Annotated in this window: 16 protein-coding genes; 2 read left to right on the forward strand and 14 right to left on the reverse strand. The window is 35.7% G+C overall.

From position 1 onward, the window contains the following. Positions 1-12: 12 nt before the first annotated feature. The 10 genes from ispC to RAM17_RS02150 form a co-directional block, all read right to left on the reverse strand. Positions 13-1,191 carry a 1-deoxy-D-xylulose-5-phosphate reductoisomerase gene (gene ispC, locus RAM17_RS02105; protein WP_110448723.1) on the reverse strand — a complete coding sequence of 393 codons (1,179 nt, stop codon included), beginning with the start codon at positions 1,189-1,191 and terminating at the stop codon, positions 13-15. 1 nt (position 1,192) lies between these two features. Next, entirely contained in the window at positions 1,193-1,954 is a 762-nt protein-coding gene (gene deoR, locus RAM17_RS02110) for a DNA-binding transcriptional repressor DeoR (RefSeq protein ID WP_110448722.1), read from the reverse strand. A gap of 60 nt (positions 1,955-2,014) precedes the next feature. Beyond that, complete coding sequence (gene deoC / locus RAM17_RS02115; RefSeq protein WP_110448721.1) at positions 2,015-2,680, reverse strand: deoxyribose-phosphate aldolase; 666 nt, start codon at positions 2,678-2,680, stop codon at positions 2,015-2,017. Between the two features lie 237 nt (positions 2,681-2,917). After that, positions 2,918-3,475 (reverse strand): ribosome recycling factor, encoded by a 558-nt coding sequence (frr, locus tag RAM17_RS02120; protein WP_110448720.1) that lies wholly within the window; start codon positions 3,473-3,475, stop codon positions 2,918-2,920. A gap of 28 nt (positions 3,476-3,503) precedes the next feature. Beyond that, positions 3,504-4,238 carry a UMP kinase gene (gene pyrH / locus RAM17_RS02125; RefSeq protein ID WP_065579131.1) on the reverse strand — a complete coding sequence of 245 codons (735 nt, stop codon included), beginning with the start codon at positions 4,236-4,238 and terminating at the stop codon, positions 3,504-3,506. A 119-nt stretch (positions 4,239-4,357) separates the two neighbouring features. Then, the gene (gene tsf / locus RAM17_RS02130) at positions 4,358-5,218 is read right to left on the reverse strand and encodes a translation elongation factor Ts (protein ID WP_110448719.1); all 861 of its coding nucleotides are present in this window, start codon (positions 5,216-5,218) and stop codon (positions 4,358-4,360) included. A gap of 84 nt (positions 5,219-5,302) precedes the next feature. Then, positions 5,303-6,040 carry a 30S ribosomal protein S2 gene (gene rpsB / locus RAM17_RS02135; RefSeq protein ID WP_065579133.1) on the reverse strand — a complete coding sequence of 246 codons (738 nt, stop codon included), beginning with the start codon at positions 6,038-6,040 and terminating at the stop codon, positions 5,303-5,305. A gap of 356 nt (positions 6,041-6,396) precedes the next feature. Beyond that, entirely contained in the window at positions 6,397-6,732 is a 336-nt protein-coding gene (locus RAM17_RS02140) for a zinc ribbon domain-containing protein YjdM (protein ID WP_110448718.1), read from the reverse strand. Between the two features lie 93 nt (positions 6,733-6,825). Further along, positions 6,826-7,596: a class I SAM-dependent methyltransferase gene (locus tag RAM17_RS02145; RefSeq protein WP_110448717.1), complete on the reverse strand. Its 771-nt coding sequence runs from the start codon at positions 7,594-7,596 to the stop codon at positions 6,826-6,828. Positions 7,597-7,610: 14 nt separating this feature from the next. Continuing rightward, positions 7,611-7,958: a cupin domain-containing protein gene (locus RAM17_RS02150; RefSeq protein WP_110448716.1), complete on the reverse strand. Its 348-nt coding sequence runs from the start codon at positions 7,956-7,958 to the stop codon at positions 7,611-7,613. Positions 7,959-8,176: 218 nt separating this feature from the next. Between RAM17_RS02150 and RAM17_RS02155 the strand changes: the two genes are divergently transcribed. Beyond that, positions 8,177-8,890 (forward strand): Crp/Fnr family transcriptional regulator, encoded by a 714-nt coding sequence (locus tag RAM17_RS02155; protein WP_110448715.1) that lies wholly within the window; start codon positions 8,177-8,179, stop codon positions 8,888-8,890. Between the two features lie 582 nt (positions 8,891-9,472). On the opposite strand, the gene tuf is transcribed toward RAM17_RS02155, so the two are convergent. The 4 genes from tuf to rpsL form a co-directional block, all read right to left on the reverse strand. Beyond that, on the reverse strand, positions 9,473-10,657 hold the full coding sequence (gene tuf / locus RAM17_RS02160; RefSeq protein ID WP_034900851.1) for an elongation factor Tu: 1,185 nt from the start codon (positions 10,655-10,657) through the stop codon (positions 9,473-9,475). 65 nt (positions 10,658-10,722) lie between these two features. Further along, on the reverse strand, positions 10,723-12,825 hold the full coding sequence (fusA, locus tag RAM17_RS02165) for an elongation factor G (protein WP_110448642.1): 2,103 nt from the start codon (positions 12,823-12,825) through the stop codon (positions 10,723-10,725). Positions 12,826-12,931: 106 nt separating this feature from the next. After that, positions 12,932-13,402 (reverse strand): 30S ribosomal protein S7, encoded by a 471-nt coding sequence (gene rpsG / locus RAM17_RS02170; RefSeq protein WP_065578189.1) that lies wholly within the window; start codon positions 13,400-13,402, stop codon positions 12,932-12,934. A 100-nt stretch (positions 13,403-13,502) separates the two neighbouring features. Then, complete coding sequence (rpsL, locus tag RAM17_RS02175) at positions 13,503-13,877, reverse strand: 30S ribosomal protein S12 (protein ID WP_034883792.1); 375 nt, start codon at positions 13,875-13,877, stop codon at positions 13,503-13,505. A 290-nt stretch (positions 13,878-14,167) separates the two neighbouring features. Between rpsL and RAM17_RS02180 the strand changes: the two genes are divergently transcribed. Further along, positions 14,168-15,358: a XylR family transcriptional regulator gene (locus tag RAM17_RS02180; RefSeq protein ID WP_258334383.1), complete on the forward strand. Its 1,191-nt coding sequence runs from the start codon at positions 14,168-14,170 to the stop codon at positions 15,356-15,358. The last annotated feature ends 40 nt before the right edge of the window (positions 15,359-15,398 follow it).

A 15,398-nucleotide genomic window follows, 5' to 3' on the forward strand; every position in this document is an offset into this window, starting at 1 on the left:
TTGGCCGTATTGCTATAATTTTGCGCAGGTTTGTCTTGCCCATAGATCGATAGCAAATACGTCTTCAATCGTGGTTGGTTCAGGAAAATCAAGTGCTTCTAAAACTGTTGATACCTGTTTAGCAATATCCATAAAGCCGATTTTGTTTTGAAGAAATGCCTCTACAGCAATTTCATTAGCCGCATTAAGTGCCGTAGTCGCGGCTTGTCCTTGATTAAATGCATCAATCGCTAATTTTAAACAAGGATAGCGATTAAAATCAGGTTGAGTAAAAGTGAGTGATGAAATTTTAGTAAAATCTAATGCTGGGACCGTTGAGGAAATTCTATCTGGATATGACATAGCATAGGCTATTGGTGTACACATATCAGGCATTCCGAGCTCGGCAATTACGCTACCATCTTGGTAACGAACCATTGAATGTATTATTGATTGTGGATGAATTATAATTTCCATCTCGTCAGCACTAGCATTAAATAGCCAACGGGCTTCAATATATTCTAGTCCTTTATTCATCATGGTAGCCGAATCGACAGAGATTTTCTTACCCATTGACCAGTTAGGATGAGCAATAGCTTGTTCGGGTGTGACACTAGATAATTGATTGAGTGGTAAATCTCTAAATGGTCCTCCAGAACCCGTTAGGACAATTTTAGTGATACCATAATCGGTTAAATTAGCAAATCCTAAATTTTGTTGGACTGTTGTTGGTAGGCTCTGAAAGATTGCATTGTGTTCACTATCAACAGGTAATAGCTGTGCACCATACTTTTTGACTGCCTGCATAAATAAATGACCACAAGTTACCAAAGATTCTTTATTTGCTAATAAAATTCGTTTGCCTTTCTTTATGGCGGAAAGTGTTGGTTTTAATCCTGCTGCCCCGACTATAGCTGCCATTACCATATCTACTTCGGTAAGCTCTGCTAAATCGCATATAGCTTGTTGACCATGTAATACTTCAATATTTAATTTTAGCTCAAGCAGATTTTTTCTAAGTTGCTGTGCCGCCTGTTCATCAGCCATTGCGACATAATTTGGCCTAAATTCTAAACATTGTTCAGTCATTTTGCCAACATTCTGCCCACCAGTTAAAGCAAATGCTTTAAATAAATCTGGATTTTGTCGAATAACGGCCAAAGTGCTGCAACCTATTGAACCAGTTGAGCCTAAAATTGTGATATTTTTCATATTAGTAAATTAAACTTATGTTGTTTTCATTAAAAAAAGAGACAAATTGCTCATCGGGCAGTTTATCAGTAATTATCTGATCGAACAAAGTCAATTCACTAATAAATGCCGGCTTTACTTGATTAAATTTAGTATGATCGACAATCAAGATTTTTTGCGCTGATTTTTTCATTGCTTGTTGCTTCATATCTAATTCTTCAAAATGATAACAAGTTACCCCTTGTTGCAAATCAATACCTGCTGCTGAAATAAAGGCTTTATTCGGACAGATAGAATCTAACTGATTGGATTGAGGTAAACTCGTAAAGATAGCATTATTTGGTTGGAATTGACCTCCGCATAAAATGATCTTGCATTTAGGTTTATGTTGTAGTGCCAATAGACTATTTAATGAATAACAGATAGCAGTAAATGCAATATCATTATCTATTGCGTTAATGATAAAAGGCATGGTGGTACCACAATCAAAAAATATTGTATCGTTTTCATTGATAAATTGACTAACAAGTTTTGCAATATAAGCTTTTTCTTCAACTTGCTTATCCTGCTGATCTGAAACGAAATACTTTGCGATTGAATGACGGTCTTCATTGACAATATAGCCACCTAAGACAATTAATGAGGAGGGGCAATTGTTAAGATCACGCCTGATAGTCATTTCTGACACGGTTAATTGTTCAGCCGCTGCTTTTAGGTGGATCTTGTCAGTGTTTTTTAGGATTTCAAGGAGTTCATTTATTCTTTTTTGTGGTTGAGTTTCCATTGTTATTTCCTAAATAACAATAAGCTACATAATATATATGTAACTTATTGTTATGATTGATTAGTAATTGCTAGATGATGTACTTTTACCTGAAACGATTGCAATACCAGCACTTGCGCCTAAACGATTTGCACCAGCTTGAACCATTTTTTCGGCAGTCATACGATCACGAATACCACCAGACGCTTTCACGCCCATATTTTTACCGACCGTTTCACGCATTAATTTTACATCTTCAACTGTTGCGCCAGAAGTACTAAAGCCGGTAGATGTTTTGACAAAAGCAACGCCAATATCTTTACAAATTGTACAAACTTTAACAATTTCTTCTTTGGTTAATAAGCAAGTTTCTAAGATAACTTTTAATGGTACTGAACCGCAGGCTTTGAATACCGCTTCGATATCATTTTTAACTGCATCCCAATTATTGCTTTTTAGCCAACCGACATTGATTACCATATCAATTTCTTCTGCACCAGCTTTAACAGCCATTTCTGTTTCATAAGCTTTAGCTGACGTAAGCATAGCGCCAAGTGGAAAACCGACTACTGAACATACTTTTACATCACTACCTTTTAATAACTCTGCCACTAAAGGTACATAGCCAGAATTAACGCAGACAGAATAAAAATGATATTCTTTTGCTTCATCACAGAGTTTTCGAATTTGATCTTCAGTCGCATTCATCGCTAATAAAGTATGATCAATATACTTTGCATAATCCATAAAGATTTCCTTAAATTTTTATTAATGTTAAAGCTAGTTAATTTTGTTAATTTGTAAATAGTAATGTTATAAAAATAACAAATATAGCCAAATAATGTTACTTTAATAACATTATATCGCTAATTTGTGAGAATTTGAAATATAACAACTAGTATTAATATGTTAAAGAAATAAATAAAAACGCCCAATTTAATAAAACTGGGCGTCAAAATGATATTTATGAATTTTTGAAATAGATTAGAATTCCATTAATTCTTTCTCTTTCTCAGCAAGTACTGCATCTAATTTTTTAATAGCAACATCGGTTGCTTTTTGAATTAAATCTTGTGATTTACGTTCATCATCTTCAGAAATTTCTTTATCTTTCAATAATGCTTTGATTTGATCATTGGCATCACGACGGATATTACGGATCGATACACGGCCTTGCTCTGCCTCACCACGAACAATTTTAGTTAAATCACGACGGCGCTCTTCAGTAAGCGGTGGCAGAGGAACTCGAATAACGGTACCCGCTGATGCCGGATTTAATCCTAAATCTGAAGTTAAAATTGCTTTTTCAATTAATGGTGTTAATGATTTATCAAATACTGTAATTGCAAGGGTTCTTGCATCTTCAGCAACGATATTGGCTAATTGACGAAGTGGTGTTGGGCTACCATAATACTCAACCATAATGCCATCTAATAAACTTGGCGATGCACGACCAGTTCTAATTTTAGAAATATGATTCTGAAACGCATCAATACTTTTTTCCATGCGCTCTTGCGCTTCTTTTTGAATCTCATTTAGCATAATAAAAAACCTTTTTAAATAAATAAGACTAGCAGCTAACTGTAGCCTGATTATTGATTAATGTTCCTTCTGATTCGCCTAGAATGACGCGACGTAATGCACCGGGTTTATTCATATTAAACACACAAATTGGTAGATTATGATCACGTGCTAATGTAAATGCGGCTAAATCCATCACTTTTAATTCATCATCTAACACTTTCTCGTAATTAAGTGTTTTATAAAGTGTTGCATTAGGATCTTTTACAGGATCGGCTGAATAAACACCATCAACTTTGGTTGCTTTTAAAACCACATCAGCTTCAATTTCAATACCTCGTAAACAGGCTGCTGAGTCAGTTGTGAAAAATGGGTTACCGGTTCCAGCCGAAAGGATAACGACCTTACCATGTTTAAGTAAGCTGATTGCTTCAGTCCAGCGATAATCATCACAAACGCCGTTTAATGGAATTGCCGACATCAAACGGGCATTAACTTCAATTCGGTGCAACGCATCACGCATAGCAAGACCGTTCATTACTGTGGCAAGCATACCCATATGGTCACCAACAACACGGTTCATACCTGCTTTAGCAAGTCCTGCACCACGAAATAGATTACCACCCCCAATAACAACAGCAACCTGAACTCCCATATCGATAAGTTCTTTAATTTCTTGTGCCATACGATCAAGAACGGTTGGATCAATACCAAAACCTTCATCACCTTGCAGCGCTTCACCACTAAGTTTAAGAAGGATACGTTTATAGAAAGGGGTTACCATATGAAGTCTCACTATTTCGTTATTTAATTACTTAAAAAGCTAGCATAACTAGCTGGCAATCATTTTAAAATATTTTGTGGATAAACAAAACCGCCATGAAGGCGGTTTTAATAAAACAATTAAGATTGTTTCGACATCGCAGCCACTTCTGCCGCAAAATCAACTTCGACTTTTTCGATACCTTCACCCACTTCAAAGCGGATAAATGATGCAACAGTCGCTTTTTTCTCAGCAAGTAAATCACCAACTGTTTTGCTTGGATCCATTACAAATGGTTGACCAGTAAGTGATACTTCACCAGTGAATTTACGCATACGGCCTTCAACCATTTTTTCTGCGATTTCACGAGGTTTACCAGATTGCATTGCAATATCAATTTGAATATTACGCTCATGCTCAACCACATCTGCAGGTACATCGCTAGGGTCAACATATTCTGGTTTGCTTGCTGCAATGTGCATTGCAATGTGTTTAACTAATTCTTCATCACAACCACTGTTAGCTGCAACTAAAACACCAATACGTGCACCGTGTTGATAACTACCAACTACATCGCCAGTAATTTGTTGAACACGACGGATACCGATGTTTTCACCAATTTTAGCAACTAATGCAGTACGTTCTTCTTCAAATTTAGCTTGTAAAGCTGCGATATCAGTGATTTGATCATTTAAAGCAGCTGTTGCTACTTTATCACTGAATTCTAAGAAACCAGCATCTTTAGCAACAAAGTCAGTTTCACAGTTAATTTCTAAAATAACACCAACTTTTTTATCTGCTGAAATTTTAGAAATAATTACACCTTCAGCTGCCACACGACCAGCTTTTTTAGCTGCTTTGGCTTGACCTGATTTACGCATGTTGTCGATAGCAAGATCGATATCACCATTTGCTTCAACTAATGCTTTTTTACATTCCATCATACCTGCGCCAGTTCTTTCGCGCAGTTCTTTTACCATAGAAGCGGTAACTTCAGCCATTTTAAAATCCTCTATTTAACCATTATGATGATTTTCATTAGAATGGGTCGACGATATTATCGACCCTGAAAATATTTGAGTTTATTATTCTGCTGCTGGAGCTTCTTCAACAAAGCTTTCTTCAGATACTGGAGATTGGTTTTGTTCACGACCTGAACGTACTGCTTCAGCAACTGCATTTGCATATAATTGAATTGCACGGATTGCGTCATCATTACCAGGAACAATGTAATCAATACCATCTGGATCTGAGTTAGTATCAACAACAGCAATGACTGGAATACCTAAATTGTTAGCTTCTTTGATTGCGATATGTTCATGGTCTGCACCAATAACAAAAATCACATCGGGTAAGCCACCCATATTTTTAATTCCACCCAAGCTATTTTCTAATTTAGCCATTTCACGAGCACGCATAAGTGCTTCTTTTTTGGTTAATTTATCAAATGTACCATCATTAGCTTGTGTTTCTAAATCTTTTAAACGTTTGATTGATTGACGTACTGTTTTCCAGTTAGTCAACATACCACCTAACCAACGGTGATTAACGTAGTATTGTCCACAGCTTTCAGCTGCTTGTTTAATTGCTTCACTTGCAGCACGTTTTGTACCAACAAATAAAATTTTACCTTTACGCGCAGCAACTTTGTTTAATTCAGCTAATGCTTCATTGAACATTGGTACTGTTTTTTCAAGATTGATGATGTGAACTTTGTTACGAGCACCAAAAATAAATGGTTTCATTTTTGGGTTCCAATAACGAGTTTGGTGTCCAAAGTGTACACCTGCTTGTAACATATCGCGCATTGATACTGTAGTCATGATTTCCTCATTTTTACGTTGGGGTTATGCCTCCACATATCCGCTTTATCCGACCTTATTATTTTAAGTAAAAGGCACCCCGGCAAAGAGTAATGATATGTGTGTGTTATAACGTTAATTAATTATTAAATTTTATGCTGATGTTTCATTATTATTTTCAATAAAAATAATCTGAAATATAGCGCGCGTTTTATACCACATTTAAATTAAGATTACCAGAAGTATTTATTTTTATAGGTGATGAAATATTGGTTTTGTATTAAAGGTTGCGGATTTGGTCTGGAAAAATAAAGATATAAGCTAACAAAGTCAATTTATTAGCTTATATTAAAAAAGTTGCATGTTGCTTTAAATCATTAAGCCTTTTTAACAAAACAGGCTTTAAGCATTACTTTCATGCCATCGATTTTACAATCAATTTCGTGATCACCGTCTACTAAACGAATGCCTTTAGCTTTAGCGCCTTTTTTGAGGACGGTTGATGAGCCTTTTAATTTTAAATCTTTAATCAAAATAATATCATCGCCATCAACTAACAAATTGCCATTGCTATCTTTAACTTGAAATTCATCGGTTGTCGAAGTTTCTTGATTTGGATCCCATTCGTGTGCACATTCCGGACAAACATAAAAAGTACCATCGTGGTAAGTGTGTTCAGATTGGCAAGCTGGGCAATTAGGTATAGATTCCATAGTTTTTCATTAATCCAAATTAAATAAAATGACGCCCACTATAGCAAAAAAAGACTGTTTAGTCATGATATTCAGCTATACCTAATTTTTTTATTATTTCGGTTTGACACTACAGATAGCAATGTAATTAAGGGATTTTTTATTTTTTCTAAATGTTTTAAACATTTGGATAAATTGTGGTCGATTTTGTTTATGTAATGCATTACCAACAATTTTGATTGCACCAAAAAATCCTTCATCGGTAATCATACCTCGTGGTGACATTAACGTCATAGCGGCATTTTCTGATTTTATATTGATAAATCCTATAGTTGAAAAAAGATTAATCCATTCATCATGACTCATAGGCTGTGCATTAACATTGATCGCATTATGAATCTGTGCCATTACGTTTTGAGAGTTTTCTGGATCTACTAACATAATGTCATGCGTTAATAATCTTCCACCTGGTTTTAATACTCGAAAATACTCGTTGAGTAGGCGAGCTTTCGCCTTGTCTGCATACATGGTTAACATCGCTTCATTAATTACAACATCAAAGCTGTTATCAGCGAAAGGTAATTTGGAAGCGTCGGCTTGTTGTATATCGACTAACTGACTAACATTATTTTTTATAACATTTTGTTTGGCTTTTGATAATGCCGATTTGTCCATATCTATACCAATAATATGGCAATTGAATCGTTTGGCAATGTCAATAGATGTCGTAGCCATATTACATGCAATTTCTAAAACCCGACTTTGTGGTGTAAATTCTGCTTGTTTAAATAACCATTCCGTGGCTTTCTTTCCCCCTGGGCGTAGCCTTGTTTTCCCTAAACGAGCAAGAAATTTATGGCCAGCTTCTTTTTTAATTTGTTCCATTGTCTATCCTTAGTTTAATTAGCCTTTAATGTGATTTCTCTCAACATAATTAATAGCATTTTTGCTGGTATTGGTGCTTCAACTGCATGAGGAATATTAGCTGGCATTTTTACTATCGTTCCTGATTCAGCTTTAACTGGTTTACCATCAATAATTAAATTTAATTGCCCTTCTATGACCATAACGATCGCATCAAATGGTGCGCTATGTTCAGAGAGCCCTTGTCCTTTATCAAAAGCAAATAAGGTTAAGTTACCACCAGATGTTTTAGCTAACACTCGACTAGCAATACCTTGCTCTGTTTGTTTAATTAATGAAGCTAAATTTAGTTCTTCTGCTGGGGGAATAGTATTATTTGGCATAAGATTCTCCTGTTTTTCAGTAAGTGCAAAACAAAATATAATTGTTATTTTGGCCAATGCTTATGATATAGGTTATAAGTAGTTAAATTATTATTGTTAACAAAAAACATTATATTTCATATGGTTGTTGGTAATTAACAATAAAGTTTTATTTATTGAAATAAGAATTATTATCAATTATATTGAAATCATTTTAAAGTTATCATTAGGCAATCCCTATGACATTTGTCAAAAATATACCAACGCAAGATGAGGTTTTGATTTGGTTAAATAATGTAAAAATGTTTGATGGGCTAACCACTGATGCATTAATACCGATCCTTGAAAATGCTAGTTATATGGAATTTAGTTCCGGTGAGCTAATTAGCTATGAAGGTATGCCTTTTTCAGGTTGTTCTTTGGTTCTTGCTGGTAAAGTTGAGGTTTTTAGAAATACTTATTTAGGTGAAGAAAAAGTTTTTGGGATTTTTTCGCCTTATGAATTAGTTGCCATTGCGGCAGTTTTTATGCCACATAATCGCTTTCCGATGACAATTCGAGCAAAAACTAATTGCTCATTATTATTACTTGAAAAAAATAGCGTATTACAAGTTTGTATGAATAATCCTATTGTTATGCAACGCTTGTTAGTGCAATTTAGTAGTAAACTATACGAACAAATTAATAACATCGATTGGTTAACATCCAGTTCGGCAGAACAGCGTTTAGCGGCTTATATTTTATCGTTATCTTCTAAACAAGATATAAGTTTTGTGTTACCAATATCACGCAGTCAATTGGCAACTAAGCTTGGTATCCGTTATGAAACGTTAAGCCGACTAATTTCTAGTTGGCGTAAACAAAAAATAATTGAAATTAAATTGAATCAGGTAACAATTTTAAAGACAACCTATCTTCACCAACTTACACTCCCTTCACAACGTTCATTTTAAGTAGCACTATCTGACAGTAATATTATTACTGTCAGATAGCATCAATTTTTACCTTAAATCTTAAAAAACTAAAAAATAAGTTTGTTATTAGATTAAATCATATTGTTAGAAATAATGTATCTTATTGTTTTTAATTTATTCTTTCTTCAGGTTCTAATGTAATAGTATGATAGTTGTTCAATATTCGTGGTTTAAATAAACTAATTAACCATTAGGTTGTTGATAATTAACTCAACGTTAACTATTTTTCTCAATATTAAGCATTCATATTATTCGTACAATTAATCGTTGTATTGGCTGGTGACAAGTGGCTATTAGCGCTAATTAGTTAGTTGTTATATTTTTAGAAAATATGATTAGTCACACTCCATTTCTCGCTATGCGAATAATGGCATACCTGTTTGTATTTTTAACTAAAAAAGCAAAAGATGATAAGTTTTGCTATAGGTAATTTGCGGAAATCAGTTAAGTTGTTTCAGTTATTCGAATAGTATTGATTAGATAGCAAATAAAAAAGGTGCACAAAGTGCACCTTTTTTGAACTGGTAAGAGCATTTAACATGCTCTTTAGTTAAGCTTAAATTATTTAATAACCTTAGCAACAACACCAGCACCAACAGTACGACCACCTTCACGAATAGCGAAACGTAAGCCGTCTGCCATTGCGATTGGGTGAATTAATGATACTGTCATTTTGATGTTATCACCTGGCATTACCATTTCTACGCCTTCTGGTAATTCAATAGTACCTGTTACGTCTGTTGTACGGAAGTAGAACTGTGGACGGTAACCTTTGAAGAATGGAGTATGACGACCACCTTCATCTTTACTTAGAATATACACTTCTGATTCGAAATCTGTATGTGGAGTGATTGAACCTGGTTTTGCTAATACTTGACCACGTTCGATTTCTTCACGTTTTGTACCTCGTAATAATACACCTACGTTCTCACCAGCACGACCTTCGTCTAGTAATTTACGGAACATTTCAACACCAGTACAAGTTGTTTTAGTAGTCGGTTTGATACCAACGATTTCAACTTCTTCACCAACTTTGATTACACCGCGCTCTACACGACCTGTTACTACTGTACCACGGCCTGAGATTGAGAATACGTCTTCGATTGGTAATAAGAATGGTTTATCAATGTCACGCTCTGGTTCTGGAATGTAGCTGTCTAATGCTTCTGCTAATTCTACAATTTTATCTTCCCATGCCGCATCGCCTTCTAACGCTTTAAGCGCTGAACCACGAATTACTGGTGTATCGTCACCTGGGAAATCGTATTGAGATAAAAGTTCACGTACTTCCATTTCAACTAATTCTAATAATTCTTCATCATCAACCATATCACATTTGTTTAAGAATACGATGATGTAAGGTACACCTACTTGACGACCTAAAAGAATGTGCTCACGAGTTTGTGGCATTGGACCATCAGTTGCTGCTACTACTAAGATAGCGCCGTCCATTTGTGCCGCACCAGTGATCATGTTTTTAACATAGTCAGCATGGCCTGGGCAGTCTACGTGTGCATAGTGACGAGTTGGTGTATCGTATTCAACGTGTGAAGTATTGATGGTGATACCACGTGCTTTTTCTTCTGGTGCGTTATCGATTTGATCGAATGCACGAGCTTGACCACCGTATTTTTTAGATAATACTGATGTGATCGCTGCAGTTAAAGTTGTTTTACCATGGTCAACGTGGCCGATTGTACCAACGTTAACGTGGGGTTTTGTACGTTCAAATTTTTCTTTAGACATCTTAATGTTCCTTTATTAAATCACTTCCCTAACAATAGGGAAGTGTTACTTATTTATATAAATAATTATTTCGCTTTACGAGCTTCAATAATTGCAGTTGCAATATTGGTTGGCGCTTCATTGTACTTCAAGAACTCCATTGAGTAAGAAGCACGACCTTGTGTTTGTGAACGAAGGTCAGTTGCATAACCAAACATTTCTGAAAGTGGAACTTGTGCTTTAACTGTTTTACCAGTTGCAGTATCTTCCATTCCTTCGATCATACCACGACGACGGTTTAAGTCACCGATAACGTCACCCATATAATCTTCAGGGGTTTCAACTTCTACTTTCATGATTGGTTCTAAAAGCACAGGTTTAGCTTTCATGAAGCCATCTTTAAACGCCATTGAACCGGCAATTTTAAATGCCATTTCTGATGAGTCGACATCATGGTAAGAACCATCAAAGATGGTAACTTCAACATCAACAATTGGGTAACCAGCAAGAACACCATTTTTCATTTGTTCTTGACAGCCTTTATCAACTGCAGGGATGTATTCTTTAGGAACCACACCACCAACAATTTCATTGTTGAATTTGTAGCCTTCGCCACCAGCTTCTAATGGTTTAATTCTTAACCATACATGACCATATTGACCACGACCACCAGACTGACGAACAAATTTACCTTCTTGTTCAACTTCATTGCGAATGGTTTCACGGTAAGCAACTTGCGGTTTACCAACATTTGCTTCCACTTTAAATTCACGTTTCATACGGTCAACGATGATTTCTAAGTGAAGCTCACCCATACCAGAAATAATTGTTTGACCTGATTCTTCATCGGTGTGAACACGGAATGAAGGATCTTCTTGTGCTAGTCGACCTAAAGCAAGTCCCATTTTTTCTTGGTCAGCTTTAGTTTTTGGTTCAACAGCAACAGAAATTACCGGCTCTGGGAACTCCATTCTTTCTAGAATAATTGGAGCACTTTCAGCACATAATGTATCACCAGTTGTTACCTCTTTAAGACCGATAGCTGCTGCAATGTCACCTGCGCGAACTTCTTTAATTTCTTCACGTTTGTTAGCGTGCATCTGAACGATACGACCAAAACGTTCTTTTTTATCTTTAACAGAGTTAAGAACAGTATCACCAGAATTTACTACACCAGAGTAAACACGGAAGAATGTTAAGTTACCAACAAATGGGTCAGTTGCAATTTTAAATGCTAATGATGAGAATGGTTCATCATCACTTGAATGACGCTCTGCTGCTTCACCATTTGGTAATTCACCTTTGATTGCTGGAACATCTGTTGGTGCTGGTAAATATTCAATTACTGCATCAAGCATGAATTGAACACCTTTGTTTTTAAAGGCACTACCACAAGTTACTAAGATGATTTCGTTAGCAAGCACACGTTCACGTAATGCTAATTTAACTTCTTCTTCAGTTAACTCTTCACCACCAAGGTATTTTTCCATTAACTCTTCATTTGCTTCAGCTGCTGCTTCCATTAAGTTTGCACGCCATTCTTCGACTTGCTCAACCATATCTGCAGGAACATCTTCATAAGTGAAACTTACACCTTGATCAGCATCATTCCAGTTAATTGCTTTACGTTTAAGTAAATCAACTACACCAGTAAAGCCTTCTTCAGCACCGATAGGTAATACTAATGGAACTGGTACAGCGGCTAAACGAGTTTTGATTTGATCAACAACACGTAAGAAGTTAGCACCCATACGGTCCATTTTGTTTACGAAAGCGATACGTGGAACTTTATATTTGTTTGCTTGACGCCATACTGTTTCTGATTGTGGTTGAACACCGCCAACTGCACAGTAAACCATTACCGCACCATCTAAAACACGCATAGAACGTTCAACTTCGATTGTGAAGTCAACGTGTCCCGGGGTGTCGATGATATTGATTCGGTGTGGTTCAAATTGTTGACCCATACCAGACCAGAATGCAGTAGTTGCCGCAGAAGTGATAGTGATACCACGTTCTTGTTCTTGTTCCATCCAGTCCATGGTAGCTGCACCATCATGAACCTCACCAATTTTGTGACTTACGCCAGTGTAAAACAAAATACGTTCAGTTGTCGTAGTTTTACCTGCGTCAATGTGTGCACTGATACCGATATTACGGTAGCGTGCTATAGGGGTTGTACGAGCCATATTAATCCTCTATTTAGAATCGTTTGCTTATAAAATATCTTTTGGGGGACTGATAATAACTATTAATTATCAGTCTAATTTCAAGCGTCTTATATAAGCGCTTAAATTACCAACGATAGTGTGCAAACGCTCTATTAGCTTCAGCCATACGATGAACATCTTCGCGTTTTTTCACAGCGGTACCTTTGTTTTCAAAAGCATCCATAAGTTCATTCGCTAGGCGTAATGCCATTGATTTATCGCCACGTTTACGTGCAGCATCTACAATCCAACGCATTGCAAGTGCATTACGACGAACAGGACGCACTTCAACAGGAACTTGGTATGTAGAACCACCAACGCGACGAGACTTAACTTCTACAGTTGGTCTTACGTTATCTAATGCAACTTCGAAAGCTGCTAAGTGGTCTTTTCCACTACGCTCAGCTAATTTATCAAGAGCTGAATATACGATTGATTCTGCGACAGATTTTTTACCATCTATCATTAAAATATTTACAAATTTCGCCAGCAAATCTGAACCGAATTTCGGATCAGGTAAAATTTTTCTTTGACCGACAACATGACGACGTGGCATTGGAATACTCCGTTTATATGTTACAAATTTTCAGGTTTACCCAAAACTCAAATGAGTTATATGGAATTTATATAGTTTGGCCTTACTTAACGGAGTTCCATTAAGCTTTAGGTCGTTTCACACCGTATTTAGAACGGCTTTGTTTGCGATCTTTAACACCTGCGCAGTCTAATGCACCACGAACAGTGTGATAACGAACACCAGGTAAATCTTTAACACGACCACCGCGAATTAAAATCACGCTATGTTCTTGTAAGTTATGACCTTCACCACCGATGTAAGAAGTTACTTCGAAACCGTTGGTTAAACGTACACGGCATACTTTACGTAATGCTGAGTTTGGTTTTTTAGGTGTAGTGGTGTAAACACGTGTACATACACCTCGTTTTTGCGGGCATGCTTCAAGTGCAGGAACGTTACTTTTCGCTTCCTTTAGTGCTCTTGGTTTGCGTACCAGCTGATTAATTGTTGCCATTAATAAGCTCCTGATTAATTAAAATAAATTTAAAAATTGCTTTTTAGATACGTAATTAATAACTGTAGCCCAAAGCCTATTTATATAAGTTTTGGGTCGCAAGATTCTAGACCCCAATAGCTATAATGTCAAGTATTAGCACAGGTTCTTTATGTTATTTATCAATAATTTTTATGTGTGAATAAATGCGAAATAAAAATACATTTTTTTTTATTTTATTGGTGCTTTTTATCGCACTAGTTTATCCTAATAGATGGGATATAAATTAATACCAATATATAAATGTGACAATGAAAGATATACAGGTTGAAAGTTACAAAGTTGTTTTGCTATTTAATGCAAACAATATTTATGATCGACAAATCCTTAAAGGAATAGGTGATTTTCTAAAAGCGAATAATATTCACTGGAATATCTATATTTCCGAAACCATGCGTTATGACACAAACACAGCTTTCCATTTTGATTGCGATGGTATTATTGCTAATTTTGATGATCCAGATATTCAAGATCTACTAACCAATGTTGATATTCCAATAATTGGGGTAGGTAGTTCTCATCATGATAATTCAAGTTATCCAAAGGTTCCTTATGTTGCTGCGGATAATTTTGCGATTATTGAGAGTGCTTTTAATCATTTATGTTCTAAAGGCATTAATCAATTTGCCTTTTATGGCCTACCATCACATCGATCTTGTCGTTGGGCGGCAGTAAGAGAACAGTTTTTTGAGCAAATTGTAAATCAAAAGGGTTATGAAGGTTTTATTTATCAAGGAACAACTACATCTCTTGATAATTGGCAAGATAGCTTAGATAAACTCTCTAAATGGTTATTATCTCTGCCAGTTAATACCGGCATTATTGCCGTAAATGATGCTAGAGCTCATCATATTTTACAAGCTTGTGATAGAGTTGAAATAAAAATACCTGAAGAGTTATGCTTAATTGGTATAGATAATGAAGAAGTAATCAATGATCTATCGATGGTTTCCTTATCTACTGTAAAACAAGGAACCGAGGAGATGGGATTTGAAGCCGCTAAATTATTGCAAAAAATATTTAATCAAGGAAAGGTCTCTACCTCACCACGGTTAATTTCACCGAAAAAAGTTATTGAACGTCGTTCGACCGATTACCGTTCAATACAAGATCCTTATGTTATACAAGCTATTCATTATATCCGTGATTATGCTTGTAAAGGTATTAAAGTAGATCAAGTGACTTCGGAATTGCAAATATCTCGTTCTAATTTAGAACTTCGCTTTAAAACATCATTAGGTAAAACCATTCACACGGTCATTCATGAAGAGAAGTTTAATCGAGCCAAATATCTATTAATTGAATCTTCATTATCGATTCAAGTAATATCTGAGCAATGTGGCTATCCATCAGTGCAATATTTTTACTTTTTATTTAAAAAGTTATATGGTATGACACCGAAGGATTTCAGAAATAAATTTACCAATCTTAATTTACTATAATCAAATTAACATAAAGTTAAAAAATAGATTTATTAACTGG

This window comes from Gilliamella apis (assembly GCF_030758615.1).
GTDB classification, from domain to species: Bacteria; Pseudomonadota; Gammaproteobacteria; order Enterobacterales; family Orbaceae; genus Gilliamella; species Gilliamella apis_A.